Origin of the sequence: Hydrogenophaga atypica (genome assembly GCF_042665215.1) — a bacterium.
In the GTDB taxonomy this organism is placed as follows: Bacteria; Pseudomonadota; Gammaproteobacteria; order Burkholderiales; family Burkholderiaceae_C; genus Hydrogenophaga; species Hydrogenophaga defluvii_A.
The window spans coordinates 34,403-59,581 of record NZ_JBHTCA010000016.1 but is presented as its reverse complement, the minus strand read 5'-3'; the positions used below and the strand labels follow the sequence as shown (position 1 = coordinate 59,581).

General features: G+C 63.2%; 23 protein-coding genes and 2 tRNA genes. 10 read left to right on the top strand and 15 right to left on the bottom strand.

Going from position 1 to position 25,179, the window contains the following annotated elements:
• Positions 1-36 precede the first annotated feature (36 nt).
• The 4 genes from nth (at position 37) to ACFQPB_RS16975 (ending at position 3,022) form a co-directional block, all read left to right on the top strand.
• On the top strand, positions 37-672 hold the full coding sequence (gene nth, locus ACFQPB_RS16990; RefSeq protein WP_382225806.1) for an endonuclease III: 636 nt from the start codon (positions 37-39) through the stop codon (positions 670-672).
• Positions 669-1,430: a leucyl/phenylalanyl-tRNA--protein transferase gene (gene aat / locus ACFQPB_RS16985; protein WP_382225803.1), complete on the top strand. Its 762-nt coding sequence runs from the start codon at positions 669-671 to the stop codon at positions 1,428-1,430. Before nth ends, aat begins: the two co-directional genes overlap by 4 nt.
• Complete coding sequence (locus ACFQPB_RS16980) at positions 1,427-2,164, top strand: arginyltransferase (RefSeq protein WP_382225800.1); 738 nt, start codon at positions 1,427-1,429, stop codon at positions 2,162-2,164. Before aat ends, ACFQPB_RS16980 begins: the two co-directional genes overlap by 4 nt.
• Before the next feature lie 72 nt (positions 2,165-2,236).
• Complete coding sequence (locus tag ACFQPB_RS16975) at positions 2,237-3,022, top strand: IclR family transcriptional regulator (RefSeq protein WP_382200822.1); 786 nt, start codon at positions 2,237-2,239, stop codon at positions 3,020-3,022.
• A 63-nt stretch (positions 3,023-3,085) separates the two neighbouring features.
• On the opposite strand, the gene pbpG is transcribed toward ACFQPB_RS16975, so the two are convergent.
• The gene (gene pbpG / locus ACFQPB_RS16970) at positions 3,086-4,063 is read right to left on the bottom strand and encodes a D-alanyl-D-alanine endopeptidase (protein ID WP_382225889.1); all 978 of its coding nucleotides are present in this window, start codon (positions 4,061-4,063) and stop codon (positions 3,086-3,088) included.
• Between pbpG and ACFQPB_RS16965 the strand changes: the two genes are divergently transcribed.
• Complete coding sequence (locus ACFQPB_RS16965) at positions 4,001-4,375, top strand: hypothetical protein (protein WP_382225891.1); 375 nt, start codon at positions 4,001-4,003, stop codon at positions 4,373-4,375. The two genes, pbpG and ACFQPB_RS16965, sit on opposite strands and share 63 nt — an antisense overlap.
• Before the next feature lie 2 nt (positions 4,376-4,377).
• Here ACFQPB_RS16965 and ACFQPB_RS16960 read toward each other — a convergent pair whose 3' ends face one another.
• The 10 genes from ACFQPB_RS16960 to ACFQPB_RS16915 all read right to left on the bottom strand — a co-directional run bounded on the left by ACFQPB_RS16960 (position 4,378) and on the right by ACFQPB_RS16915 (position 17,605).
• Complete coding sequence (locus tag ACFQPB_RS16960) at positions 4,378-5,919, bottom strand: 2-isopropylmalate synthase (RefSeq protein WP_382200820.1); 1,542 nt, start codon at positions 5,917-5,919, stop codon at positions 4,378-4,380.
• Positions 5,920-5,952: 33 nt separating this feature from the next.
• Positions 5,953-7,662 carry a 2-isopropylmalate synthase gene (gene leuA, locus ACFQPB_RS16955; protein ID WP_382225797.1) on the bottom strand — a complete coding sequence of 570 codons (1,710 nt, stop codon included), beginning with the start codon at positions 7,660-7,662 and terminating at the stop codon, positions 5,953-5,955.
• A 189-nt stretch (positions 7,663-7,851) separates the two neighbouring features.
• The gene (pssA, locus tag ACFQPB_RS16950) at positions 7,852-8,658 is read right to left on the bottom strand and encodes a CDP-diacylglycerol--serine O-phosphatidyltransferase (protein ID WP_382225794.1); all 807 of its coding nucleotides are present in this window, start codon (positions 8,656-8,658) and stop codon (positions 7,852-7,854) included.
• Positions 8,659-8,719: 61 nt separating this feature from the next.
• On the bottom strand, positions 8,720-11,161 hold the full coding sequence (locus ACFQPB_RS16945) for a GspE/PulE family protein (protein ID WP_382225791.1): 2,442 nt from the start codon (positions 11,159-11,161) through the stop codon (positions 8,720-8,722).
• 134 nt (positions 11,162-11,295) lie between these two features.
• Positions 11,296-12,993 (bottom strand): ABC transporter ATP-binding protein, encoded by a 1,698-nt coding sequence (locus tag ACFQPB_RS16940; protein ID WP_382225788.1) that lies wholly within the window; start codon positions 12,991-12,993, stop codon positions 11,296-11,298.
• Positions 12,993-14,036, bottom strand: coding sequence for an ABC transporter permease (locus ACFQPB_RS16935; protein WP_382225785.1), 1,044 nt, complete (start codon positions 14,034-14,036; stop codon positions 12,993-12,995). Before ACFQPB_RS16935 ends, ACFQPB_RS16940 begins: the two co-directional genes overlap by 1 nt.
• A complete protein-coding gene (locus ACFQPB_RS16930) occupies positions 14,033-14,437 on the bottom strand; it encodes a type II toxin-antitoxin system VapC family toxin (RefSeq protein WP_382225783.1) in 405 nt (134 codons plus the stop codon). Before ACFQPB_RS16930 ends, ACFQPB_RS16935 begins: the two co-directional genes overlap by 4 nt.
• A gap of 2 nt (positions 14,438-14,439) precedes the next feature.
• Positions 14,440-14,730 carry a type II toxin-antitoxin system Phd/YefM family antitoxin gene (locus tag ACFQPB_RS16925; protein ID WP_382225780.1) on the bottom strand — a complete coding sequence of 97 codons (291 nt, stop codon included), beginning with the start codon at positions 14,728-14,730 and terminating at the stop codon, positions 14,440-14,442.
• Between the two features lie 59 nt (positions 14,731-14,789).
• On the bottom strand, positions 14,790-15,818 hold the full coding sequence (locus ACFQPB_RS16920) for a microcin C ABC transporter permease YejB (protein WP_382225777.1): 1,029 nt from the start codon (positions 15,816-15,818) through the stop codon (positions 14,790-14,792).
• A gap of 2 nt (positions 15,819-15,820) precedes the next feature.
• On the bottom strand, positions 15,821-17,605 hold the full coding sequence (locus tag ACFQPB_RS16915; RefSeq protein WP_382225775.1) for an extracellular solute-binding protein: 1,785 nt from the start codon (positions 17,603-17,605) through the stop codon (positions 15,821-15,823).
• A 38-nt stretch (positions 17,606-17,643) separates the two neighbouring features.
• On the opposite strand from ACFQPB_RS16915, the gene fabI reads away from it, so the two are divergent.
• The gene (fabI, locus tag ACFQPB_RS16910) at positions 17,644-18,438 is read left to right on the top strand and encodes an enoyl-ACP reductase FabI (protein ID WP_382225771.1); all 795 of its coding nucleotides are present in this window, start codon (positions 17,644-17,646) and stop codon (positions 18,436-18,438) included.
• A gap of 10 nt (positions 18,439-18,448) precedes the next feature.
• Positions 18,449-19,333 carry a DNA ligase gene (locus tag ACFQPB_RS16905; RefSeq protein ID WP_382225768.1) on the top strand — a complete coding sequence of 295 codons (885 nt, stop codon included), beginning with the start codon at positions 18,449-18,451 and terminating at the stop codon, positions 19,331-19,333.
• Here the strand turns inward: ACFQPB_RS16905 and ACFQPB_RS16900 are convergent, their stop codons facing one another.
• Both ACFQPB_RS16900 and ACFQPB_RS16895 read right to left on the bottom strand, forming a co-directional pair.
• The gene (locus ACFQPB_RS16900) at positions 19,334-19,558 is read right to left on the bottom strand and encodes a YdcH family protein (protein WP_382200796.1); all 225 of its coding nucleotides are present in this window, start codon (positions 19,556-19,558) and stop codon (positions 19,334-19,336) included.
• A 44-nt stretch (positions 19,559-19,602) separates the two neighbouring features.
• Positions 19,603-21,885 carry an Orn/Lys/Arg family decarboxylase gene (locus ACFQPB_RS16895; RefSeq protein WP_382200794.1) on the bottom strand — a complete coding sequence of 761 codons (2,283 nt, stop codon included), beginning with the start codon at positions 21,883-21,885 and terminating at the stop codon, positions 19,603-19,605.
• A 148-nt stretch (positions 21,886-22,033) separates the two neighbouring features.
• Between ACFQPB_RS16895 and ACFQPB_RS16890 the strand changes: the two genes are divergently transcribed.
• The 3 genes from ACFQPB_RS16890 to ACFQPB_RS16880 all read left to right on the top strand — a co-directional run bounded on the left by ACFQPB_RS16890 (position 22,034) and on the right by ACFQPB_RS16880 (position 23,568).
• Positions 22,034-22,468 (top strand): NfeD family protein, encoded by a 435-nt coding sequence (locus ACFQPB_RS16890; protein ID WP_382225765.1) that lies wholly within the window; start codon positions 22,034-22,036, stop codon positions 22,466-22,468.
• 31 nt (positions 22,469-22,499) lie between these two features.
• Positions 22,500-23,417: an SPFH domain-containing protein gene (locus ACFQPB_RS16885; protein WP_382225762.1), complete on the top strand. Its 918-nt coding sequence runs from the start codon at positions 22,500-22,502 to the stop codon at positions 23,415-23,417.
• Positions 23,418-23,475: 58 nt separating this feature from the next.
• Positions 23,476-23,568, top strand: a tRNA-Ser gene (locus tag ACFQPB_RS16880).
• A gap of 152 nt (positions 23,569-23,720) precedes the next feature.
• On the opposite strand, the gene ACFQPB_RS16875 is transcribed toward ACFQPB_RS16880, so the two are convergent.
• Both ACFQPB_RS16875 and ACFQPB_RS16870 read right to left on the bottom strand, forming a co-directional pair.
• A tRNA-Ser gene (locus tag ACFQPB_RS16875) sits at positions 23,721-23,810 on the bottom strand.
• Positions 23,811-23,855: 45 nt separating this feature from the next.
• Positions 23,856-25,139 (bottom strand): aspartate kinase, encoded by a 1,284-nt coding sequence (locus ACFQPB_RS16870; protein WP_382225759.1) that lies wholly within the window; start codon positions 25,137-25,139, stop codon positions 23,856-23,858.
• Positions 25,140-25,179 lie beyond the last annotated feature (40 nt).

The window sequence follows — 25,179 nt, the reverse complement described above, 5'->3', positions numbered from 1 at the left end:
CATGGGCTTGCACGGCGCGTGTTTATCATCCGACGCATGAAGCCCGCCGCCATCGAGACCTTTTTCGCCACCCTCAAGGCCGCCAACCCCATGCCGGTGACGGAGCTGGAGTACACCAGCGTGTTCGAGCTGCTGGCCGCCGTGCTGCTCTCGGCCCAGGCCACCGACGTGGGGGTGAACAAGGCCACGCGGCGCTTGTTCCCGGTGGCCAACACGCCCCACAAAATCCTGGCGCTGGGGCTGGAGGGCCTGGAGTCGCACATCAAGACCATTGGCCTGTTCCGCAGCAAGGCCAAACACCTGATGGCAACCTGCCGCATTCTGGTGGAGCAACATGGTGGCCGGGTGCCGCGCACCCGCGAGGCGCTGGAAGCCCTGCCCGGCGTGGGCCGCAAGACGGCCAACGTGGTGCTCAACGTGGCTTTTGGTGAACCCACCATGGCGGTGGACACGCACATCTTCCGCGTGGGCAACCGCACGGGCCTGGCACCTGGCAAAACGCCGCTGGCGGTGGAGCAGCAATTGCTCAAGCGCATTCCGCCAGCCTACCTGGTGGACGCCCACCACTGGCTCATCCTGCACGGCCGCTACGTGTGCCAGGCGCGCAAGCCGCTGTGCCACCAGTGTGCGGTGGCGCACACCTGCGACTTTCAGCCCAAAACACGCGCATGACGCGGCGCGCGCCCGCCCTGCCTTGGCTGGAGCCAGGCCAAGCCTTTCCCCCGCTGAGCAGCGCCTGGGGCGCACACGACCCGGCCCCGGGCCTGCTGGCCGCCGGTGGCGCGTTGGACGTGCCCACCTTGCTGGCGGCCTACTCGCAAGGCATTTTTCCCTGGTACAGCGAAGGCCAGCCCATTCTGTGGTGGAGCCCCGACCCGCGCATGGTGCTGCAGGTGACGGACTTCCGGCTCCATGACTCGCTGCGCAAACCCCTGTTCAGCGGGCTGCGCCAGCAGCGCATCGAAATCCGTTTTGACCACGATTTTTCGGCGGTAATCCGGCACTGTGCGGCCACGCCCCGCCACGGCCAGCACGGCACCTGGATACTGCCGGAGATGGTGGCCGCCTACGAGGCCCTGCACCGCGCCGGCCACGCGCACAGCGTGGAGACCTGGTGGGACGGCGAGCTGGCCGGCGGCCTGTATTGCGTCAACCTGGGCAGCATGGTGTTTGGCGAATCCATGTTCAGCCACCGCAGCAACGCCTCCAAGATGGCGCTGGCGGGTCTGGTGGCCTTTTGCCGTCAACACGGCATCACCGCCATCGACTGCCAGCAAAACACCGCCCATCTGGCGTCACTGGGTGCGCGCGAGATCACTCGCAGCGATTTTGTTCACCATGTGCATGGCACGCTGGCAACACCGGCACCGGCATGGCGCTTCTTGTCCGTATACTGGAAACATCTCTTGCCCGCACACGAATTCACGTGACGCATCCCAAAGAGCTTCCCCTTCAGGCGCTGCAGTTCTACGCCACAGCGCCCTACCCCTGCAGCTACCTGGACGGCCGACAGGCGCGCTCGCAAGTCGCCACCCCCAGCCACCTGATCCACAACGACGCCTACTCAGACCTGGTGGCACGCGGCTTTCGCCGCAGCGGCATGTTCACCTACCGCCCCTACTGCGATGGCTGCAGCGCCTGCGAGCCGCTGAGGGTGAAGGTGCACGACTTCAAGCCCAGCCGCAGCCAGAAGCGGGCGCAAGCCAAGCACGGCCACTTGCACACCCGCGTGCTCAAGCTGTGTTTTGTGCCCGAGCACTACCAGCTCTACCTGCGCTACCAAAACCACCGCCACGCCGGCGGCGGCATGGACCACGACAGCATCGACCAGTACACCCAGTTCCTGTTGCAAAGCCGGGTCAATTCGCGATTGGTGGAATTCTTCGAACCCGCGACCGAGGACCGGCCAGCACAGCTCAAGATGGTGTCTATCGTCGATGTGCTCAACGATGGCATTTCCGCCGTCTACACCTTCTTTGAGCCTGAGGCACGCGCCAGCTACGGCACCTACAACGTGTTGTGGCAGATTGAGCAGGCGCGCAGCCTGGGCCTGCCACACGTCTATCTGGGGTACTGGATCGAACAAAGTCCCAAGATGCGCTACAAGGCGCTGTTCGAGCCACACGAAGTCCTGCGCGACGGGCAATGGCAGAGAGCCCCATGACACCCGGCCCACACGGCATCTGCCGGTGAGCCTGAGATTTCATCTCGTAAAATACGGTCATTGATAGGCACCATGACCAAACGCTCAGACACCCTCCCCAGCCACCCCAGCGTCCAAGTGATTGAGCGCATGTTCAATTTGCTGGAGGTGCTGGCTTCCCGCGAGGAAGCGGTTTCACTCAAAGAAATCAGCGAGAAAACCGGCCTGCACCCCTCGACCGCACACCGCATCCTGAACGACCTCACCATCGGTCGTTTTGTGGACCGCCCGGAAGCCGGCGCATACCGGCTCGGCATGCGCCTGCTGGAGTTGGGTAACCTGGTGAAAGCCCGCTTGAGCGTGCGCGACACCGCCCTAGGCCCCATGCGCGAGCTGCACAAACTCATCCAGCAGCCGGTGAACCTGAGCGTGCGCCAAGGCGATGAAATTGTGTACGTGGAACGTGCCTACAGCGAACGCTCAGGCATGCAGGTGGTGCGCGCCATTGGTGGCCGTGCGCCGCTGCACCTCACCTCGGTGGGCAAGCTCTTTCTGGCGGCCGACGACCCACAGCGCGTGCGCGCCTACGCCACCCGCACCGGGCTGCAAGGCAACACCCGCAACAGCCTCACGCAAGTGGCCGCACTGGAGCGCGAATTGAGCCTGTGCCGCCAACTGGGCGTGGCGCGCGACAACGAGGAGCTGGAGCTGGGTGTGCGCTGCATGGCCGCAGGCATCTACGATGACCAGAACAAACTGGTCGCCGGTTTGTCGATTTCAGCGCCTGCCGACCGCCTGGACGATGGCTGGTTGCCCAAGCTCAAGGCCACCGCCGCCAGCATTTCAGCGGCCTTGGGCAACCTGAACCAACGCCCATAAAAAAACCCCGGCAACCATCTGGCGCCGGGGTTGTTGTGTGGCGCGCGCACGTCGCGCACGAATTCAGCTCTGTGGCTTGGCAAACTGCATCAGGGTGTCGGTGCGTTGTTCCACCCAGCGGCGCACACGCTCCGCGTCACCTATACGCGCCGCCTTGCCTGCGGCGTCCAGAAACACCATGATGACCTGACGACCGGCCACGTTGGCCTGCATCACCAGGCAGCGACCCGCCTCGGAGATGTAGCCGGTCTTCTGAAGCCCAATGCTCCACTCCGGGTTGTGCACCAGGCGGTTGCTGTTGTTGAACTGGACGGTGCGCCGACCCACATCCACCTGGTGGCTGGGCGAGGTGGACAGGTCGCGCAACATCGGTCGGTTGTAGGCCGCAGCGGCCAGCGTGGCCAGGTCCTTGGCACTCGAACGGTTGTCACTGGACAGGCCGGTTGGCTCCACATAGCGCGTGTCGTTCATGCCCAGCTCGCCGGCCTTGGCGTTCATCAGGGTCACAAACGCCGACAAGCCGCCCGGAAAGGTGCGTCCCAGCGCGTGGGCTGCACGGTTCTCGCTCGACATCAGCGCCAGGTGCATGAGCTCGCCGCGCGACAAGGTGGTGCCCACGGCCAGGCGCGAACTGCTGCCCTTGAGCGTGTCCACGTCGGCCTGGGTGATGGTGATCATCTCGTCCATAGGCAACTGCGCGTCCACCACCACCAGCCCCGTCATCAGCTTGGTCAGCGACGCGATTGGCAGCACCGCCGTTTCATTTTTGCGCAGCAGCACTTCGTGCGTGTCTTGGTCAACCACCAGTGCCACGCTCGAATTCAGGTCCAGCGGATCGTCGCGCTCACGCAGACCCAGCTTTTCACCCATTGAGGGCCGCGCCACGGCCAACGTGGCGGCAGAAGTGACCGCAGCAGCAGCAACCACCGATTTGCGCACCCGTTTGTTGGCGGACGCCACGCGCGTACCTGATTTGCGTTGCGCCACAGCGGCCTTGTTGGTGCGGCCCGTATTGGCTTGAGCGGTTTTTTTGCCTGCCACTGGTTTGACAGCCACCGGCTTTTTGGCTTTGTTGACTGTGCTCGTCTTGGCCGCCTGGGCGCTGCGCGTCTTTTGGGTCTGAGCGTGAGAGACATTCAACAGGGACAAGGCCACAAACAAAGCGGCACCACCCACCCATTTCAGCGTCCGACCTGTTGTTTGCATCATGCGGAAACCTTAAAAGTGAAGTTTTATGTAACGGAGTATACGCATGAAAAAAAACGCAAGCAATATCAATTGCTTGCGTTTACTTGTTCAAAAAGAGCCTTAAGACGTGGTCCTAACTGGCTCCAGTTTGCACCTTTTTGGTGAAATCATCCCTGGGCCGCCACCCGCTCGCCCTTGCTGTGCAGCTTGTTCAGCGCGCTCAGGTAAGCCTTGGCAGATGCAACCACGATGTCGGGATCGGCGCCCACACCATTGACCACGCGCCCACCATGTTGCAGGCGCACCGTCACCTCGCCCTGGCTTTCGGTGGAGCCGCTGGTGATGGCGTTCACCGAATACAGCACCAGTTCGGCACCGCTCTTGACGTGGCTTTCGATGGCCTTGAGCGACGCGTCCACGGGCCCATTGCCATCGGCCGTGCCGTGAAACTCCTTGCCGTCCACGGTGAACACGACCTCGGCGTGCGGGCGTTCGCCGGTTTCACTGCGCTGGGCCAGCGACACCAGGCCGTACTGCTCCTTCTCGGCGGTGACGCTTTCGTCGCTGCACAAAGCCAGGATGTCTTCGTCGAAGATTTCCGCCTTGCGGTCGGCCAGTTCCTTGAACGCGGCGAAGGCGGTGTTGACTTCGCTCTCCGACGCCATTTCAATGCCCAGCTCCTGCAGGCGCTGCTTGAAGGCGTTGCGGCCGCTGAGCTTGCCCAGCACGATCTTGTTGGCGGCCCAGCCCACGTCTTCGGCTCGCATGATTTCGTAGGTGTCGCGCGCCTTGAGCACGCCGTCCTGGTGGATGCCGCTGGCATGCGCAAACGCGTTGGCACCCACCACGGCCTTGTTGGGCTGCACCACAAAACCCGTGGTCTGGCTCACCATGCGGCTGGCAGGCACGATCTGCGTGGCATCGATGCCAAGGTCCAGGCCAAAGTAATCGCGGCGCGTTTTCACGGCCATCACAATTTCTTCCAGCGAGCAGTTGCCGGCACGCTCACCCAGGCCGTTGATGGTGCACTCCACCTGGCGCGCGCCGCCAATCTTCACGCCAGCCAGGGAGTTGGCCACCGCCATGCCCAGGTCGTTGTGACAGTGCACGCTCCAGATGGCCTTGTCGGAGTTGGGCACGCGCTCGCGCAGCGTTTTGATGAAGTTGCCGTACAGCTCCGGCACGGCGTAGCCCACGGTGTCGGGCACGTTGATGGTGGTCGCACCTTCGGCGATGACCGCCTCCAGCACGCGGCACAAAAAGTCCATGTCGCTGCGGTAGCCGTCTTCGGGGCTGAACTCGATGTCGGCACACAGGTTGCGGGCAAAACGCACCGATTGCTTGGCCTGCTCCAGCACCTCTTCGGGCGTCATGCGCAGCTTTTTCTCCATGTGCAGCGCGCTGGTGGCGATGAAGGTGTGGATGCGCGCGCGGTTGGCGCCTTTCAAGGCCTCGGCCGCACGTGCGATATCGCGGTCGTTGGCACGGGCCAACGAGCAGACGGTGGAGTCTTTGATGGTGTTGGCGATGGCCTGCACACAATCAAAATCGCCGTTGGAGCTGGCGGCGAACCCGGCTTCGATCACGTCCACCTTGAGGCGCTCGAGCTGGCGGGCGATGCGCAGCTTCTCGTCCTTGGTCATGGAGGCGCCGGGCGACTGTTCGCCATCGCGCAAGGTGGTGTCAAAAATGATCAGTTGGTCAGACATGGCTTATCTCCTGGGAATGCGTGAAACCGGGCCTCAAGCGCCGGCCAACTCGTTGGCGGTGGGGACGTCGGCCGAAGCCGGGGAAACTGTGATTGTCGCGCGTTGCAAGCCTGAAAGTACGGCCTTGAGCGACGCAGCCACGATGTCGGTGTCGCGGCCCACGCCGTACACCGTCTGCGAAGCGCCGATGCGCAGCTCCAGGTAGGCGACCGCATGGGCATCGGCCCCGGCGCCGATGGCGTGTTCGTGGTAGTCCAGCACGCGCACCGAGACCCCCAGGGCTGCTCCCATGGCCTGCACAAAGGCGTCGATGGGGCCATCGCCGTGGCCGGCAAACGCCACGGAACGGCCCGCCACTTCGCACTCGCCTTCGAGCCGCACCGCCTGGGCGCCCTGCCCTTCGCTGGCCTGCAGCCGGTAGCGCGGCAAAGCGGTGGCGCTGACGTGGTACTCGCTGTCAAACAGCCGCCAGAGATCGTCCGCCGTCAACTCGTGGCCCTCGGTGTCCATGACCTGCTGCACCGCCTGACTGAATTCGATCTGCAAACGGCGCGGCAGATCCAGCCCGTACTCGCTGTCGAGCAGGTAGGCGATGCCGCCCTTGCCCGACTGGCTGTTCACGCGGATCACCGCCTCATAGCTGCGGCCCAGGTCCTTGGGGTCGATGGGCAGGTAGGGAATGGCCCAAACGTCGCCGTCGCGTCGCTGGGCAAACGCCTTCTTGATCGCGTCCTGGTGAGAACCCGAGAAGGACGTGTAGACCAGATCGCCCGCGTAGGGGTGGCGCGGGTGCACGGGCAACTGGTTGCAGTGCTCCACAGTGCGGCGCACCTCGTCGATGTCGGAGAAGTCCAGCCCAGGGTCCACGCCCTGGGTGTAGAGGTTGAGAGCGACGTTGACCAGGTCGAGGTTGCCCGTGCGCTCGCCGTTGCCAAACAGGCAACCCTCGACGCGGTGGGCGCCGGCCATGAGCGCGAGCTCGGCCGAGGCGGTGCCGGTGCCGCGATCGTTGTGCGGGTGCACTGAGACCACGATCTCGGGACGGTCGCGGAAACGACGCACCATCCACTCCACTTGGTCGGCGAATACGTTGGGTGTGGCGTTCTCCACCGTGGTGGGCAGGTTGAGGATGATGGGCCGACCCAAACCCCAGGCGGCAATGGCGGTTTCGCAGGCTTCAAGCGACACCTCCAGCTCGGCCAACGAAAAGGTCTCGGGCGAATACTGCAACACCCATTGGGTGTCGGGGCGGTCGTCGGTGAGGCGGCGCACCAGGCCCACATGCTCGTCCACCAGTTGCATGACCTGCGGCACCTCCAGCCCGAAGACCACGCGGCGCCACACCGGCGCGACAGCGTTGTAGACGTGCACGATGACGCGGCGGGCGCCGGCCACGGCCTCAACAGTGCGCTCGATCAGCTCGGCGCGTGCCGGCGTCATCACTTGGATGGTCACGTCGGCGGGGATCAGATCTTCCTCGATGAGCTTGCGCACGAAATCGAAGTCGGTCTGCGAGGCGGCCGGGAAGCCAACCTCGATCTCCTTGAAACCGATGCGCACCAGCAGCTCGAACATGCGCAATTTGCGCGCCGCGTCCATGGGCTCGATCAGGGCCTGGTTGCCATCACGCAGGTCGGTGCTCAGCCACACGGGGGCCTGCGCCAGAACGGCGTCGGGCCAGGTGCGGTCGGTGAGCCCGATGGGGCGGAAGGCTTGGTACTTGCTGGCGGCTTGCTTCAACATGGTGCTCTCTCGAAGGTGAGCCAGCAACGCCCAAAAACAACCACGGCCCGTTGCTGGTGCATACGGGCCGTGGTTTGGCGAAAAAAGTGCGCGCGAAACTCTACCTGCCCGTGAAGGACAACAGTAGTAGGGTACGTGCAACGAATTTCATGCGTGTCAATGTATCACAAAAAATCTGGCCTCATGCCTTCAGTCGTGCAGGCCGCGCTCGTCGGGTTCATCGGTTGACGTGCTGACCACACTCACGGGCCGGCCCTTGGACTTGCGCCACGCGTACACCACATACCCCGACAGGCCGTAGCACACGAACAGGCCAAACAACACGGTGGGCGGGTGGATGTTGATGATGGCAATGCCCAGCGCGACCAGAACGATGGCGGCAAAGGGCACGCTCTTCTTCAGGCTGAGATCCTTGAAGCTGTAGAAAGGAACGTTGGTCACCATCGTGAGCCCAGCGTAGAGGGTGATGGCAAACATGGGCCACTCCAAATCTTCCCCTTGCCACCCGGCTTCGGTGGTCAACCAGATGAAGCCTGCCACCAGCGCCGCCGCCGCAGGCGATGGCAAGCCCTGGAAATAGCGTTTGTCCACCACGCCGGTGTTGACGTTGAAGCGGGCCAGGCGCAGCGCCGCGCAGGCGCAGTAGACAAATGCAGCGATCCAGCCCCAGCGGCCCAGGCCGCGCAGCGACCATTCGTAGGCAATCAGCGCGGGTGCCGCGCCGAAGGACACCATGTCGGACAAGGAGTCCATCTGCTCGCCAAAGGCGCTTTGGGTGTTGGTCAGCCGCGCCACACGGCCATCGAGGCTGTCGAGGACCATGGCCGCAAAAATGCCGATCGTGGCCAGGTCATAGCGGCCGTTCATGGACATCACCACCGCGTAAAAGCCGCCAAACAGCGCGGCCAGTGTGATCATGTTGGGCACCATGTAGATGCCCTTGCTGCGGCGTGGCACGTGGCCGGCGTCCGCGTTCGATTCGGTTTCCTCTTGCATGCGCTGAAGTGTAAGGCAGGCTTAAGAATAGAAACCAGGGATCGCCCTGAGGTGCCTCGGGTCAGGCGTTGCTGTTGGCGCGCACCTCTGCCAGGCTGGTCTGCCCCAGCAGCACCTTTTCAATGCCATCCTGGCGCAAGGTCCGCATGCCCTCGATCAAAGCCTGCTGCAACAGGTCCTCCGAGCGCGAGCGCACCTGGATCATGTGCCGCAGTTGGGGCGACACCACCAGCAGCTCGTGTATGCCCAGGCGCCCACGGAAGCCGGTGCGGCCACACTTGTCGCAACCCGGTGCGTGCGTCGACAGCAGTTTGCCTTCGTGACCATAGGTGTCGCGCCAGAGTTGATGCAGCCTGCCTGAGTCGCGCAGGTCATCGCCCTCAGCCAGCGACGACTGAAAATCCACCGTCAGTTGCTCCAGCTCCTCGTCGCTCATGTCACGACGCTGTACGCAGTGCGGGCACAGGCGCCGCACCAGGCGCTGGGCCATCACGGCCAGAATGGAATCAGAGAAGGAAAACGGATCGAGTCCGAGGTCGATCAAACGGGTGATGGTTTCGGCCGCCGTGTTGGTGTGCAGCGTGGACATCACCAAGTGGCCGGTCAGAGACGCCTCCACCGCGATCTCTGCCGTTTCCTGATCGCGGATTTCCCCCACCATGATGACGTCGGGGTCGGCACGCAACAACGCGCGCAGCGAGGTGGCAAAACTCCAGCCGATCTTGGGGTTCACCTGGATCTGACGCAGACCGTGCTGGGTGATTTCCACCGGGTCTTCGGCGGTCCATATCTTGCGCTCGGGCTTGTTGAGGTGGTGCAGCGCGGAATGCAGCGTGGTGGTTTTGCCCGAGCCGGTTGGGCCCACACACAACACCATGCCATAGGGGCGTTCGATGGCGTCGGTGAACAGCGCCAGGTTGCGTTGGGTCAGGCCCACGTCCGCCAGCGCCATGGTGCGCGACGACGCCAGGATGCGCATCACCACATCCTCCAGGCCCTGGGTGGTGGGGATGGTGGCCACCCGCAACTCCAGCTTGAGCCCGCCGAATTTGGCGAAGTTGATCTTGCCGTCCTGGGCCTTGCGCTTTTCGGAGATGTCGAGGTCGCACATGATCTTGATGCGCGCGATCAGGGCACTGCGGTAGCTTGCCGGCAACTCCAGGTAGGGCCGCATCTTGCCGTCGATGCGAAAACGGATCTTGAGCTTTTGCCGCCCTGGGTAAGGCTCGATGTGGATATCGGACGCGCCCTGCTGGTAGGCCTCCAGGATCATGGAGTTGATCAGGCGCACCAGCGTGTTGTCCGACTGCTCAATCTGCCGCTCCTCCTCGGTGTCGCGGCTGTCCACCACCAGTTCGGACGCCAGCTGGAACACGTCATGCTGCTGCGCGTCGCCCGGCTCAGGTGGGGACTGCGTGTCAGGATGGCTGTCGTGCAGGTGCTCGGCCAGGCCCACTTCGCGGTAAGTGCGGCTGATTTTGGCCGCAATCTCATCACCCGAACACAACACAGGCATGACCTTGAGCTGGGTGGTGAACTCGATCTCTTCCAGCACCTTGTACTGCAAAGGATCGGGCATGGCGACCACCAGCAGCCCCTTGTTGAGCATCAAGGGCTGCACCTTGAGACGCAATGCCAGCGACAGCGGCACCATGCGCAGCGCCGCCACATCGTATTCAAACGACTTGAGCTCCACCATGGGGTAGCCCATCTTGCGTGCAAAGGCGGTCTGCAGATCGGCGGTGGACACCATGCCCAGCTCCACCAGAATCTGTCCAAGCGGGACGTTCTTGGTGTCTTTCTGCTTTTTCAGCGCGACCGCCAACTGGGCCGCCGTGATCTTGCCAAGGCCAATCAAGGCTTCGCCAATGGGCACGGGTTTGATGCGCGCCTGACGCTCCAGCGCATTGAGCAGCTCGCCGCGGGTCTCGACCACTGTGTTCGCCAGACCCGAGTGGAAATCCAGCGTGGTGTCGGCAAACCCGTGGGAGACGGTGTGCGAAAAATCGGTGGCAGCGTAGCTGTCCGGATCAGCGCCACCGGTGGCCACATCGGACGCCTCGTAGCTTTCGAGTGCCGCGCGTGGCACAAACAGGCGCGACAGGCCCAAGCCGTCTGCCGTTTTGACAAACAGCCACAGCCCCGAGGGCAAATCCTGCACACCGGCGCTGTCACCGGCGAGCCGGGAGCCATCGATGAGCCGGATGGCAAATGGCTGGAAATTCAACAACTCATCCCACCGGGCACCTCGGCTGGCGCCACCCACCACGGTCATGCCACCGTCGATGCGCAAGGACTTGAACTGGTTGAAACGGATGGCCGTAGGCGCTTTGCTGGCTTGGCCCTGCACCTTGAGCAGTTGCTGCTCCACATCCAGTGTCAACAAACGGCCTTGCAAGCTGTTGGCCCCCCAGCCGGCGACCTCACAGGGCCAACGTTTGCTGTTGGCCGGATCGACGGTCACCAGGCCCGAAGGCGGGAGTGGGAATTCAAAACTTTTCATGGGCCGCGCACCTTGAAAGGACCAACCAGCCGCTGATCAGAAGAGCAAAGCCACTCGTCCGGGCATGGTCCAGATTTATTAATTTTACCGGCATGAGTCGGCAACAGAGTTGCGCCTGTGATACAGCAAAAATATCAAATTGCCGCACCCAGCAATTGCTGCGTATAGGGGTGTTGTGGCGCCTCAAGCACCTGCTGGCAATCACCGGCCTCCACCACCTCACCGTGTTGCATCACCAACACCACGTGCGACATGGCGCGCACCACCGCTACATCGTGGGTGATCAAGAGGTAGCTGAGGCCGCGTTCGCGCTGCAAGCCCTGCAACAGGGCCACAACCTGCTTTTGCACCGTGACATCGAGTGCGCTGGTGGGCTCGTCGAGCACCAGCACCTGCGGCTGCACCACCAAGGCACGCGCGATGGCCAGGCGCTGACGCTGCCCACCCGAAAACTCGTGGGGATAGCGCGATAGAAACGCGTCCGCCTGTGTATCGCCGGGGTCGGCGTCGGCAACGGCCTTGAGCAACCCCACGTCCGTCAGGGCAGCCACCACCCGTTTGCGCCGTTGCGCCACCGACAACGCCGGTTCGTGGACCAGCAGGCCTTCCCCCACCAGCTGCTCCACCGTCATGCGCGGCGACAGCGAGGAAAACGGGTCCTGAAACACCACCTGCACCACACGCCGCAAGGCCCGCTCGCTGTTCGCCCGTCGGGCGTCGGCCCAGGATTGGCCGGCCACGTGCAAGTGGCCACCATGTGGCAGCAGGCCCAGCGCCGCCAGCGCCAGGGTGGATTTGCCCGAACCCGACTCGCCAATGACGCCCAGCGTCTGGCCTGCGCACAGGCTGAAGCGGGTGGGCTGCACGGCCCGGAACTGGCCTTTTTTCCACCACCCAGCAAAACCACCCAACGGCACCGCGTAGTCCACGGTCAAGCCTTCGGCCTCCAACACCACCGGCGCATCGCTGCGCGGCGGCGGCACATCGCGCTGCGGCTGGCTGTCGATCAACAGGCGGGTGTAGGCGTGCTGCGGACGAGACATCACCTCCTGCACCGGCCCCTGCTCCACCAAGTGCCCGAGTTCCATCACAGCCACCCGGTCGGCCACGCGGCGCACCAGATTGAGGTCGTGGGTGATGAGCAACAAGGCCATGCCATGTTCGCGCTGAAGCCGGCTCAGCAGCTCCAGCATCTGGCTGCGCAGGCTGGCGTCCAGTGCGGTCGTGGGCTCGTCGGCCAGCAGCAGCTTAGGCGCACTGGCCAATGCCATTGCGATCACCACGCGCTGGCGTTGCCCCCCACTCAGCTGGTGGGCGTAGCTGCCGGCGCGCCGCGCGGGCTCGGGTATACCGGTGGCCGCCAGCAGCTCCACCGCCCCCGCCAGCGCCTGCTGGCGCGTCAGGCCTTTTTTGAGCTGCAGGATTTCCGCGATCTGGTCGCCCACGGTGTAGACGGGGTTGAGCGCCGTCATGGGCTCTTGGAAGATGATGGCCACGTCATCGCCTCGAACGCCACGCAGCTCGCGTTCGCTCAAACGCAACAGGTCGCGACCATTGAGCGCGGCGCTGCCGCTGATGTCGGCGTTTTGCACCAGCCGCAACAGCGCCAGAGCCGACACCGTCTTGCCCGAGCCGGACTCCCCCACCAGCGCCAGCTTTTCACCCGCGTGCAGGTGAAAGTCGATACCGTGCACCACCTCGCGTCCGGCGAACGACACGCGCAGGTCTTTGACTTCCAACAGCGGCTTGCGCCCCGCCACCGGGCCGCCCCAAGGCGGGGCAGCACCCTCGGGGGGCAGCGAAACCTGCGCAGCGGCGAGCGTGGGGGCCATCATTTGTCGGCCTTTCGGGGGTCGAGCGCATCGCGCAATGCGTCCCCCATGAAGGTCAGCAGCAGCAGGGTGAGCACCAGCACGCCGAAGGTGGACAGCGAGATCCACCAGGCGTCGATGCTGGCCTTGCCCTGGCTCAGCAGCTCACCCAGGCTGGGCGTGCCGGCGGGCACGCCCAGGCCGAGAAAGTCCAATGAGGTCAGCGCCAGGATGGCCGCACTCATGCGGAAGGGCAAAAACGTCACGACGGGTGTCATGCTGTTGGGCAGGATGTGGCGCCACATGATCTGGCGGTTGCCCACGCCCAGCGCACGCGCGGCACGCACGTAGTCCATTTGCCGGTTGCGCAGGAATTCGGCACGCACGTAGTCGGACAGGCCCATCCAGCCAAACAGGCTCAGCAACACCAGCAGCAGCGTGATGCTGGGGGCAAACACGGCACTGAAGATGATGAGCAAATACAGCTCAGGCATGGAGCCCCAGACCTCAATGAAACGCTGGAAAGCCAGGTCGGTCTTGCCACCGAAATAGCCCTGCACCGCCCCGGCCAGCACGCCCAGCACCACGCCGATGGCGGTGAGCGCGAGCGCAAACAACACACTCACCCGGAAACCGTACACGAGCTGCGCCAGCAAATCGCGGCCCCGGTCGTCCGTGCCCAGCCAGTTCTCAAAGGTGGGTGGCGACGGGTTGGGCGATGGCGCAAAGTAGTTGATGGTGCGCGGGCCGTAGGGGTTGAGCGGGTAGATGGCCCAGTTGTCACCCTGGGTCAGCTGCTGGCGGATGAAGGGGTCGAGGTAATCGGTGGCGGTTTCAAAGTCGCCCCCGAACGTGGTTTCGGGGTAGTCCTTGAGCACAGGCGCGTAGTACTGCCCCTCGTACTTCACCAGCAAAGGCCTGTCGTTGGACCACAACTCGGCGCCCAGGCTCAACACCACCAGTACCACAAAGGCCACCAGGCTGGTGAAGCCCAGGCGGTTGCGGCGGAAGCGCTGCCACGCGCGGCGCGAGGGCGACAGGGAGACCAGGCCCACCGCACTCATGAGACAAAAGGGTCAAGCACGGCGATGCCGCAGCCATCAAAATCGCGCACGTTACGCGTGACCAGCGTGAGCGCATGCACTTGGGCGGTGGCTGCGATCAGCATGTCGGCCTGCGTGCGCACGTGGCCGCGTGCGGCAAGTTGAGCGCGCATTTCACCAGCACGGCGGGCAATCGGTGCCGAGATGGCGAGCACCTGGTTGCGCTCCAAGAAAAAGTCGAACCAGGCCAGCATGGCGCCGTGGGGGCGGCGCGCCAGGCCACAAGCGATTTCGTCCACGGTCACCGCTGAGATGGTCAGGCGCCCATAGGCCGCGTTGGCCATATCGCGCCACGCCAGCAGGGCCGGGTGGGGCCGCTGACGCATGAGTTCGCTGATGACATTGGTATCGGCCAGTTGCATGGTTATCCGCCCCAGTAGCCGGGCTCGTCCATGGGGTTGGGCCGGTCCACGCGCGGCGGCAGCTCAATGCCATCCATGCCTTCTGCGGCCAGCAAGGCCCGAATTTCGTCGAACTGCTGTGCCAACGTGGGGCGATCACGCTCGCCGCGCCAACGCTGGAAATCCTCGTAATCCTTGGCCGAGACCAACACGGCCACCGGCTTGTCCCGGTTGTAAATCGCCTGCGGTGCCTGGGCGGACAACCGCACCACCTCCGAGAACTGCTGTTTGGCGCTGGCAATGTTCCACGTCATGGCGACCCCCTAAAAGACACATGTTTCATGTCCATATTATCCATTCAATATGTCCACATTCAATCGAACTTGACACGCGGGTCCACCCAGACGTAACAGAGATCGCTGATGAGTTTGGTGACCAAACCGATCAGCGTGAAGAAATACAGCGTGCCCAGCACCACGGGGTAATCTCGCCGGATCACGCTTTCGTAGCTGAGCAAGCCCAAGCCGTCCAGCGAGAACAGGGTTTCGATGAGCAGCGAGCCGGTGAAAAAGGCGCCGATGAAGGCAGCAGGGAAGCCGGTGACGATGGGGATGAGCGCGTTGCGGAACACGTGTTTCCAGAGCACCTGGCGCTCGCTCAGGCCCTTGGCGCGGGCCGTCAGCACATACTGCTTGCGAATCTCTTCCAGAAAAGCGTTTTTGGTCAACATGGTGGTGACGGCAAAACTGCCCAGCACCATGGCCACAACCGGCAGGGTGATGTGCCAGAGGTAGTCCACCACACGGGCGCCCCAGCTCAACTCCTCCCAATTGCTGGAGGTGAGGCCACGCAGCGGAAACCACTGCAACTGCCCACCAAAAATCACCAGCAAGGCCACGCCCAACACAAAGCCCGGGATGGCGTAACCCACCAGCACCAGCAAGGTGGTGACCAGGTCAAAACGCGAGCCCGCCCGCACGGCTTTGGCCACGCCCAGCGGCACGGCAATGCCGTAGCTGATGAAGAAGGTCCACAGGCCCAGGCTGATGGAGACGGGCAACTTCTCAACAATCAGCGTCCACACGTCCTTGTTCTGAAAAAAGCTCTTACCCAGGTCAAAACGCGCGAACTGGCCCAGCATGTCGATGAACCGCTCGTGCGCCGGCTTGTCGAACCCGTACAAAGCCTTGATCTGCTCGATGCGTTTGGGGTCCACACCCTGCGCGCCACGGTACACACTGCCACCGCCTTCGGCACTGCCCCCGGCCGCAGCGCGTGCCTCCGCCAGGTATTGCTCCACCGGGCCACCGGGCACAAACTGCACCACCACAAAGGTCAGCAACAACACGCCCAGCAAGGTGGGGATCATGAGCAGCAAGCGCTTGAGGATGTACAGCCACATGGTCAACGGCTCCACCAGGTGTCAATGGCCCAGGCTTCACCCTGGAAGTATGGCGGCACCACATCGGGTTTGGCCAGGCGGCGTTGGTTGTAGGCCATGCGGTGGGTGCCGGCGGTCCACTGCGGGATGAGGTAGTGGCTGTGGGTGATCACGCGCTCCAGCGCCCGGCAGGCGGGCAACAATTCGGCCTTGGTTTTGGCGCTCACCATGCGGGCAATCAGGTCGTCGACGGCGGGGCTGCTCACGCCGGCGTAGTTGCCTGAGTCGGGTGTTTTGGCGGCCTGGCTGCCAAAGATGTCGGCGTATTCCTGGCCGGGGTTGTGGGTGCCAGGAAACCCAACTCCCACAATATCAAAGTCGAAAGTTTGAACGCGCTGCTGATACAGCGCAAAGTCCACCGCACGATAGCGCAGGGTGACGCCGAGTTTTTCGAGGTTGCGTATCCACGGCGTCACGGTACGAATACCACCCTCGCTGCTGTCCAGGTACTCCAGCGTCATGGCTTGGCCCTGTGCGTTCTTGAGCACCCCACCCTGCACCGTCCATCCGGCGTCGGCCAGCAAGGCCTTGGCACGGCGCAGGTTCGCACGCAGTGACGATTCGCCATCGGTACGTGGTGGCAACGCCATGGGCCCGAACACACCCGCAGGCACTTGCTTTCGCCATGGTTCCAGCAAGGCCAGCTCGTCGGCACCGGGCACGCCTGAAGCCGCACATGCGGTGTTGCCGAACAAGCCGTTGACGCGCTGGTAGGCGTTGTAGAACAACTGCCGGTTCATCCATTCGTAGTCCATGGCCAGGCCCAAGGCCTCGCGCACGCGCACATCCTGCAGCAGCGGGCGGCGGGTGTTGAGCACATAGCTTTGGAAACCCGAGGGCAACTGGTGCTTGAACTCGCCTTTGACGAGCTCGCCACTGTCAAAGCGCCGGCCGTTGACGCGGCGTGCCCAGTCGCCCGCCGAGAAAAAGCGCATGAGGTCGAATTCGCCCGCCTTGAGCGCCTCCAACCGAGCGGTGTTGTCCTTGTATATCTTGACGGTGATACGGTCAAAGTTGGCGCTGCCGCGCCGCACGTTGAGATCGCGCGCCCAGTGCTGGGGGTCGCGCAGGTAGGTGATGTCTTTGCCAAACCGCACCGGGCCAATTTTGTAGGGGCCGCTGCCAATGGGCACATCGGTGACCACTTGATCGAAGGACTTGCCCCCGCCCCAGTCGCGGCTGAACACTGGCAACCCACCGACCGTGAGCGGCAACTCTCGGTTGGGTTGTTTGAAGCGGTAGCGCACGGTGCGGTCGTCCAGCACGTCGAGCCCAGCCACGTCGGCCAGCAAGGTCTTGTAGGCGGGGGACACGTGCGGCCCGATCAGCGTGTCATAGCTGTGTTTCACGTCCTGCGCCAGCACGGGCTTGCCGTTGTGGAACCGCGCTTGTGGCCGCAGCTTGAAGGTGGCGCTCATGCCGTCTGGTGCCACAGCCACGTCTTCGGCCAGCAGGCCATAGCCGCTGGCGGTTTCATCCAGTGCGCCGATCAGCAGCGACTCAAACATCAACCCCGACAGATAAGCTGGCGCACTGCCTTTGATGGTGAACGGGTTGTATTTGTCGAAGGTGGAGGTGCGCAGGTTGCTGACCAGACGGATTTCGCCGCCCTTGGGCGCCTGCGGGTTCACGTAATCGAAGTGGCTGAAGCCGGGGCCGTATTTCAGATCGCCCCACAACGCATAGCCGTGGGCAGCCCACACGGGCGAAGCCAAGGCCAGCAAGCAAGAGAGCAACAAACGACGCATGAGACAATTCTGCAGGATATTTTTCTGGAGACTGATCCATGGGTTTTCTCACCGGCAAGAAGCTGCTCATCACCGGCGTGTTGTCCAACCGCTCCATCGCCTACGGCATTGCTCGTGCTTGCCACGAACAAGGTGCCGAGCTGGCTTTCAGCTACGTGGGTGAGCGCTTCAAGGACCGCATCACCGAGTTCGCCGCCGACTTCAACTCCTCACTCGTGTTTGACTGCGATGTCGGCGATGACGCCCAGATCGACAAGCTGTTCAAGGATTTGTCGGCCCACTGGCCCAACTTCGACGGTTTTGTGCACAGCATAGGTTACGCACCGCGCGAGGCGATTGCGGGCGACTTCCTCGATGGCCTGTCGCGCGAAGGCTTCAAGATTGCGCACGACATCAGCGCCTACAGCTTCCCGGCCATGGCCAAGGCCGCCCTACCCTACCTCAACCCCAAATCGGCGCTGCTGACACTGACCTACCTGGGCGCCATCCGCGTGGTGCCCAACTACAACACCATGGGCCTGGCCAAGGCCAGCCTGGAAGCCAGCGTGCGCTACCTGGCCGACTCGCTGGGCCCCAAGGACATCCGCGTCAACGGCATCAGCGCCGGCCCCATCAAGACCCTGGCCGCCAGCGGCATCAAGGGCTTTGGCAAGATCCTCAGCGTGGTCGCCGACACCTCGCCCATCCGCCGCAACGTGACCATTGAAGACGTGGGCAACGTGGCCGCTTTCTTGCTGAGCGATCTGGCGGGAGGTGTGAGTGCCGAAATCACCTATGTGGACGGTGGCTTCAGCAACGTGGTGGGCGGTATTGCCGAGCCCGCCGAGAGCTGAAGCACCACCTATGCTGAAGCTGGCTCGCCGCGGATTTCTGCTGGCGGGCCTGTTGCTGGTGGTTGGTTGGAGCGCTGCACAAACGCCCACCGCCCCGCCCGCCCTGATGCTGGCGGGCACCTTCAAGACCGGCATCCACCTGCCGGATTACTGGGTGAGTGAAAAGCTGGACGGCGTGCGCGGCCATTGGACCGGCAGCCAGCTCATCACGCGAGGTGGTTTGCCCGTCGCGGCGCCCGCCTGGTTCACCGCAGGCTGGCCCAACGTTGCCATGGACGGCGAACTCTGGGCAGGGCGCGGGCGTTTCAGCGACACCGTGTCCACCGTGCGCCGCGAAACGCCGGACGATGGCGCCTGGCGACACATCCGTTTCATGGTCTTCGACCTGCCCTCTCACCCTGGCAGCTTTGACGAGCGCGTGGTGGCCATGGCCTCGTTGCCAACCACACCTTGGCTGCAGGTGGTCCCCCAGCAGCGCGTTGGCAATGAAAAGGCCTTGATGGCCCTGCTGCGCCAGACCGAGCGCCAAGGGGGCGAAGGCCTGATGCTGCACCGGGGCGCGGCCGTGTACCAGGCAGGCCGCAGCCACGACATCCTCAAGCTCAAGACCCACGAGGACGCCGAAGCACAGGTGCTGGGATGGGAACCCGGCAAGGGCAAATACGAAGGTATGGTGGGCGCGCTGCTGGTTCAAACATCCCAGGGCCAGCGATTCAAACTGGGCAGCGGCCTGACCGACGCCCAGCGACGTGACCCGCCACCGCAGGGCACCTGGGTGACCTACCGCTACAGGGGCATCACCGAGAGCGGTGTGCCTCGCTTCGCCACGTTCCTGCGGGTTCGTGAGGACTTGGCCCTCAATGGGCCACGCACTGCAGCGCCTTCACCCCGCTGATCACTGCGCGCCAGCCTCCACCTTTTTGAGGTGGGCATAGATCTGGTCCTTGAGCTGCAGTTTTTCCTTTTTCTTGACCTCGATCTCAACCTCGGTAGCCGCAACGATGTGGGCCTCCATGTTCTTGATCAGCTGATCCAGCTCGTTGTGTTTGTCGAACAGGCGCGTGAAATGTGCGTCGTGGCCCTTGAGCTTGGTGATCAGGTCGCGGTATTCGGGAAACATCGGTCGCTCCTCAACAAACCCAAGGGGACCATCCCCCTGGGGTATCAGGACTTTTTAACACAGTCGGCAAAGTAGGCCGGGCGGCCGTCCGGGCCGTCCTGCACCACCAGACCGTGGATGTCGTTCTCGAAACCCGGGCACTCGCGCGCAAACTCGCGGTTGAACTTGAGGTAGTCCACGATCTTCTTGTTGAACACCTCGCCCGGGATGAGCAGTGGAATGCCCGGTGGGTACGGCGTGACCAGGCTGGTGGTGATGCGCCCTTCCAAGTCGTCAATGGCCACACGTTCCGTGCTGCGGTGGGCAATGTGAGCAAACGCGTCGCTGGGTTTCATGGCCGGCGTGTGGTCGCTCAGGTACATGTCGGTGGTCAGGCGCGCGATGTCGTACTTGGCGTAGAGGGCGTGCACGTGCTGGCACAGGTCGCGCAGGCCCATTTGCTCGTAGCGCGGCTGCTTGGCGCAGAACTCCGGCATGATGCGCCACATGGGCTGGTTCTTGGCGTAGTCGTCCTTGAACTGCTGCAAAGCGGTCAGCAACGTGTTCCAGCGGCCCTTGGTGATGCCGATGGTGAACATGATGAAGAAGCTGTACAGGCCCGTTTTCTCGACCACCACACCGTGCTCGGCCAGGAACTTGGTGACGATGGAGGCTGGGATGCCGGAGGTCTCGAAACGCCCATCCAGATTGAGGCCCGGCGTGACGATGGTGGCCTTGATCGGGTCCAACATGTTGAAGCCCGGCGCCATGTCGCCAAAACCGTGCCAATCCTTGGCGGTCGCTGTGTCATCCTTGCCGCGGTTGAGCACCCAGTCGCTTGCCGCGCCAATGCCTTCATCCGCCAACTCATCGGGTCCCCAGACCTGGAACCACCAGTCGTCAGCGCCAAAATCGTTCTCGATCTGGCGCATGGCGCGGCGGAAGTCCAGCGCCTCCAGAATGCTCTCCTCCACCAACGCGGTGCCGCCCGGCGGCTCCATCATGGCAGCGGCCACGTCGCAGCTGGCGATGATGCTGTACTGCGGGCTGGTGCTGGTGTGCATCAGGTAGGCCTCGTTGAAGAGGTGGCGGTCCAGCTTGGTGGTCTGCGAGTCCTGCACCAGCACATGGCTGGCCTGGCTGATGCCGGCCAGCAACTTGTGGATGGACTGCGTGGCGTACACCACCGAGCTCTTCGGCCGTGCGCGCTTCTTGCCCATGGCGTGGTACGGACCGTAGAAGGGATGGAAGGCAGCGTGTGGCAGCCAGGCCTCGTCAAAGTGCAGGTTGTCGACGTAGCCGTCCAGCATGCCCTTGATGGTCTCGGTGTTGTAGAGCACACCGTCGTAGGTGGACTGGGTCAGCGTCAACACGCGCGGCTTGACCGCGTCGGCATCCACACCCGCCAACAGCGGGTTGGCGCGGATTTTGGCTTTGATGGCCTCGGGCTCGAACTCGCTTTGCGCGATGGGCCCGATGATGCCGTAGTGGTTGCGCGTGGGCTTCAAAAACACGGGCACGGCGCCCGTCATGATGATGCTGTGCAGAATGGACTTGTGGCAGTTGCGGTCCACCACCACCACGTCGCCCGGCGCCACCGTGTGGTGCCACACCATCTTGTTGCTGGTGCTGGTGCCGTTGGTGACGAAGAAGCAGTGGTCGGCATTGAAGATGCGGGCGGCGTTGCGCTCGCTGGCGCCGATCGCGCCATTGTGGTCCAGCAGTTGGCCCAGTTCTTCCACCGCGTTGCACACGTCGGCGCGCAGCATGTTTTCACCGTAGAACTGGTGGTACATCTGGCCCACCGGGCTCTTCAGAAAGGCCACACCGCCCGAGTGCCCTGGGCAATGCCACGAGTACGAACCGTCTTCGGCGTAATCGAGCAAGGCCTTGAAGAACGGCGGTTGAATGCCTTCGAGGTAGCTTTTGGCCTCGCGGATGATGTGGCGCGCCACGAACTCGGGCGTGTCCTCGAACATGTGGATGAAGCCATGCAGTTCGCGCAGCACATCGTTGGGCAGGTGGCGGCTGGTTTTGGTCTCGCCGTACACGTAGATGGGCACGTCGGCGTTCTTGCGGCGCACCTCTTCAATGAAGCTGCGCAGGCTCAGCACAATGGGATCGAGGTCCGGGCCCGGCGTGAACTCTTCGTCGTCAATCGACAGGATGAAGGCGCTGGCCCGCGACTGCTGCTGGGCAAACTGCGACAGATCACCGTAGCTCGTAACACCCAAGACCTCAAAACCCTCGGCCTCAATGGCCTGCGCCAGCGCGCGGATGCCCAGGCCCGAGGTGTTTTCGGAGCGGTAGTCTTCGTCGATGATGACGATGGGAAAGCGGAATTTCATGAGCGTGGCCCGGTTCAGCGAAACAGAGCGCGAAGTGTACGGAAATAATGCGGCGCCCCCGTGACCGTGAGCCCCATTTGGCCTCAAAATCAAAAAGCGCAATTCGCCGGCACGTGCCGCTGGCGATCAACCAACAAGGAGTGATGGCATGGCGGAATCAACCCTGTGGTGGCTGCTGGCCGGTGTGGCGGTGGCGGTGGAGCTGGTGACCGGCACCTTCTATCTCTTGATGATCGCCCTGGGCCTGGCCAGTGGTGCCCTTGCGGCCCATCTGGGGCTGCCACTCGCCTGGCAGTTGGTGTGCGCCGCCGTGGTCAGCGGTGGCGCGGTGGCGCTTTGGTACCGTGTGCGCAAGAACTCACCCGGGCGGTTGCCCGCCCGCGCCAACCGAGACGTCAACCTCGATATCGGCGAAACGCTGCATGTCGCCGCTTGGGACGCCGACGGCACAGCCCAGGTCAAGTACCGTGGCGCGCAGTGGACCGCCGCGCTCATGCCAGGTGTGGCACCCGCGATTGGCGAAGGCACCTACCGCATCGAGCAAGTCGTGGGCAACCGGCTTTTGGTCGTGCCCGCCCCCTGACCGTTTTCACGCCACCTAGAGAGGAACCCTCATGGAAATCGCCCTGCTGCTGTTCATCGTCGCCATCATCTTCATCGTGCGTGCCATCAAGGTGGTGCCGCAGCAAAACGCCTGGGTCAAGGAGCGGCTGGGCAAGTACGCCGGCACACTCACGCCCGGCCTCAACTTCCTTGTGCCGTTCATCGATCGGGTTGCCTACAAACACAGCCTGAAAGAAATTCCGCTGGATGTGCCCAGCCAGGTCTGCATCACGCGCGACAACACGCAGTTGCAGGTGGACGGCATCCTGTATTTCCAGGTCACCGACCCCATGCGCGCCAGCTACGGCTCGTCCAACTACATCATGGCCGTCACGCAACTGGCACAAACGTCGCTGCGTTCGGTGATTGGCAAACTGGAACTGGACAAGACCTTTGAAGAACGGGACATCATCAACGCCCAGGTGGTGCAGGCCATCGACGAAGCGGCTTTGAACTGGGGCGTGAAAGTGCTGCGCTATGAGATCAAGGACCTCACGCCGCCCAAGGAGATCCTGCATGCCATGCAGCAACAGATCACCGCCGAGCGCGAAAAACGCGCGCTGATCGCCGCGTCCGAAGGCCGCCGCCAGGAGCAGATCAACATCGCCACCGGCGAACGCGAAGCCTTCATCGCCCGCTCCGAAGGCGAAAAACAGGCCGCTATCAACAACGCACAAGGCGAGGCCGCCGCGCTGATGGCTGTGGCCGAAGCCACCGCCCAGGCCATCGAGCGGGTGGCCGCCGCCATACGCCAGCCTGGCGGTGAACAGGCGGTGCAGTTGAAGGTGGCTGAAAAAGCCGTGGACGCCTATGCCAAGGTGGCGGCTGACGCGACCACCACCCTCATCGTGCCGGGCAACATGACCGAAGTCTCCAGCCTCATCGGCTCGGCCATGACCATGGTCAAGGCCGTTCAGAGCAAAGCTTGAAGCCGAAAACAGGCGCCAACAGAATTGCCTCATTCTTGGGGCATAATAGAGGGCTTACGGAGCGATGACCGAGTGGCCGAAGGTGCTCCCCTGCTAAGGGAGTATGGGATGTAGAGTCTCATCGAGGGTTCGAATCCCTCTCGCTCCGCCAAACAAAAACCCCTGTCTACTGTGAAAAGTGGCAGGGGTTTTTTCTTGCCTGCCGAAGCGTTTTTGCATATCGCCGCAGCGGCAAGTTCACACCAAAAACAGGCCTCAGAAAGCAAAAAACCCAAGTGACGTCAATCACTTGGGTTTGCATACTGGCGGAGAGGGCGGGATTCGAACCCGCGGTGGGGATTAGCCCACACACGCTTTCCAGGCGTGCGACTTAAACCGCTCATCCACCTCTCCGCGAAGCCTTGCATTATAGCAGCCTCGCAACGCCGAATTCCTCTATCAGGCGATGGAATCGGCTTCTTCGTCTTTGTCGAGGTCGAACACACGGTGCAAAGCGCGCACGGCGAGTTCCATGTACTTCTCGTCGAGCACAACCGAGGTCTTGATTTCGGAGGTGGAGATCATCTGGATGTTGATGCCCTCTTCCGCCAGGCAGCGGAACATCTTGCTGGCCACGCCGACGTGGCTGCGCATGCCGATGCCGACGATGCTGACTTTGCAAATGCGCGCATCACCCACCACGTCGGCCGCACCCAGCTTGGGCACCACCTGGCCTTTGAGCAGGTCGATGGTCTTGCTGTAGTCGTTGCGGTGCACGGTGAAGCTGAAGTCGGTCTTGCCGTCTTTGCTCAGGTTCTGGATGATCACATCGACTTCGATGTTGGCGTCTGCCACGGCGCCCAGAATTTGGGAAGCGATGCCCGGGGTGTCGGGCACGCCCAGGACGGAAATTTTGGCTTCGTCGCGGTTGAAGGCGATGCCAGACACAACGGCTTGTTCCATTTGCTCGTTTTCCTCAAAAGTGATCAGGGTGCCGGAGGAGGCTTCCTCGGCCAAATCAATGTCCCACGGGGTGAAACTGGACAGGACGCGCAGCGGCACCTTGTACTTGCCGGCAAATTCCACCGAACGGATCTGCAGCACCTTGGAGCCCATGCTGGCCATCTCCAGCATTTCCTCGAAGCTCACGCGATGCAGGCGACGCGCCTCGGGCACAACACGCGGGTCGGTGGTGTAGACGCCGTCCACGTCGGTGTAAATCAGGCACTCGTCGGCCTTGATGGCGGCGGCCACGGCCACGGCCGAGGTGTCGCTGCCGCCACGGCCCAGGGTGGTCACGTTGCCCGTGCCGTCAATGCCCTGGAAACCCGTGATGATGACGACCTTGCCCGCGTCCAGGTCGGCGCGCACGCGCTGGTCTTCGATGGATTCGATGCGGGCCTTGGTGTAGGCGCTGTTGGTTTTGATGGGCACTTGCCAGCCGGCATAGCTCACGGCCTGCATGCCTTCGGCCTGCAGCGCAATGGCCAGCAGCGCGGACGAAGCCTGCTCGCCAGTGGCGGCCAGGGCATCGAGTTCGCGGCCGTAGGCGGCGTTTTGCAGGCTGGGGGCCAGTTCTTTGGCCAGGCCCAGCAGGCGGTTGGTCTCGCCGCTCATGGCGCTGGGCACCACCACCATCTGGTGGCCGGCGCGGTGCCATTTGGCGACGCGTTTGGCGACGTTGCGGATGCGCTCGGTGGAGCCCATGGAGGTGCCACCGTACTTGTGAACGATCAGTGCCATTGGGAGATGGAAGCGGTGATGGAGACGGGTTGTCTGGGGC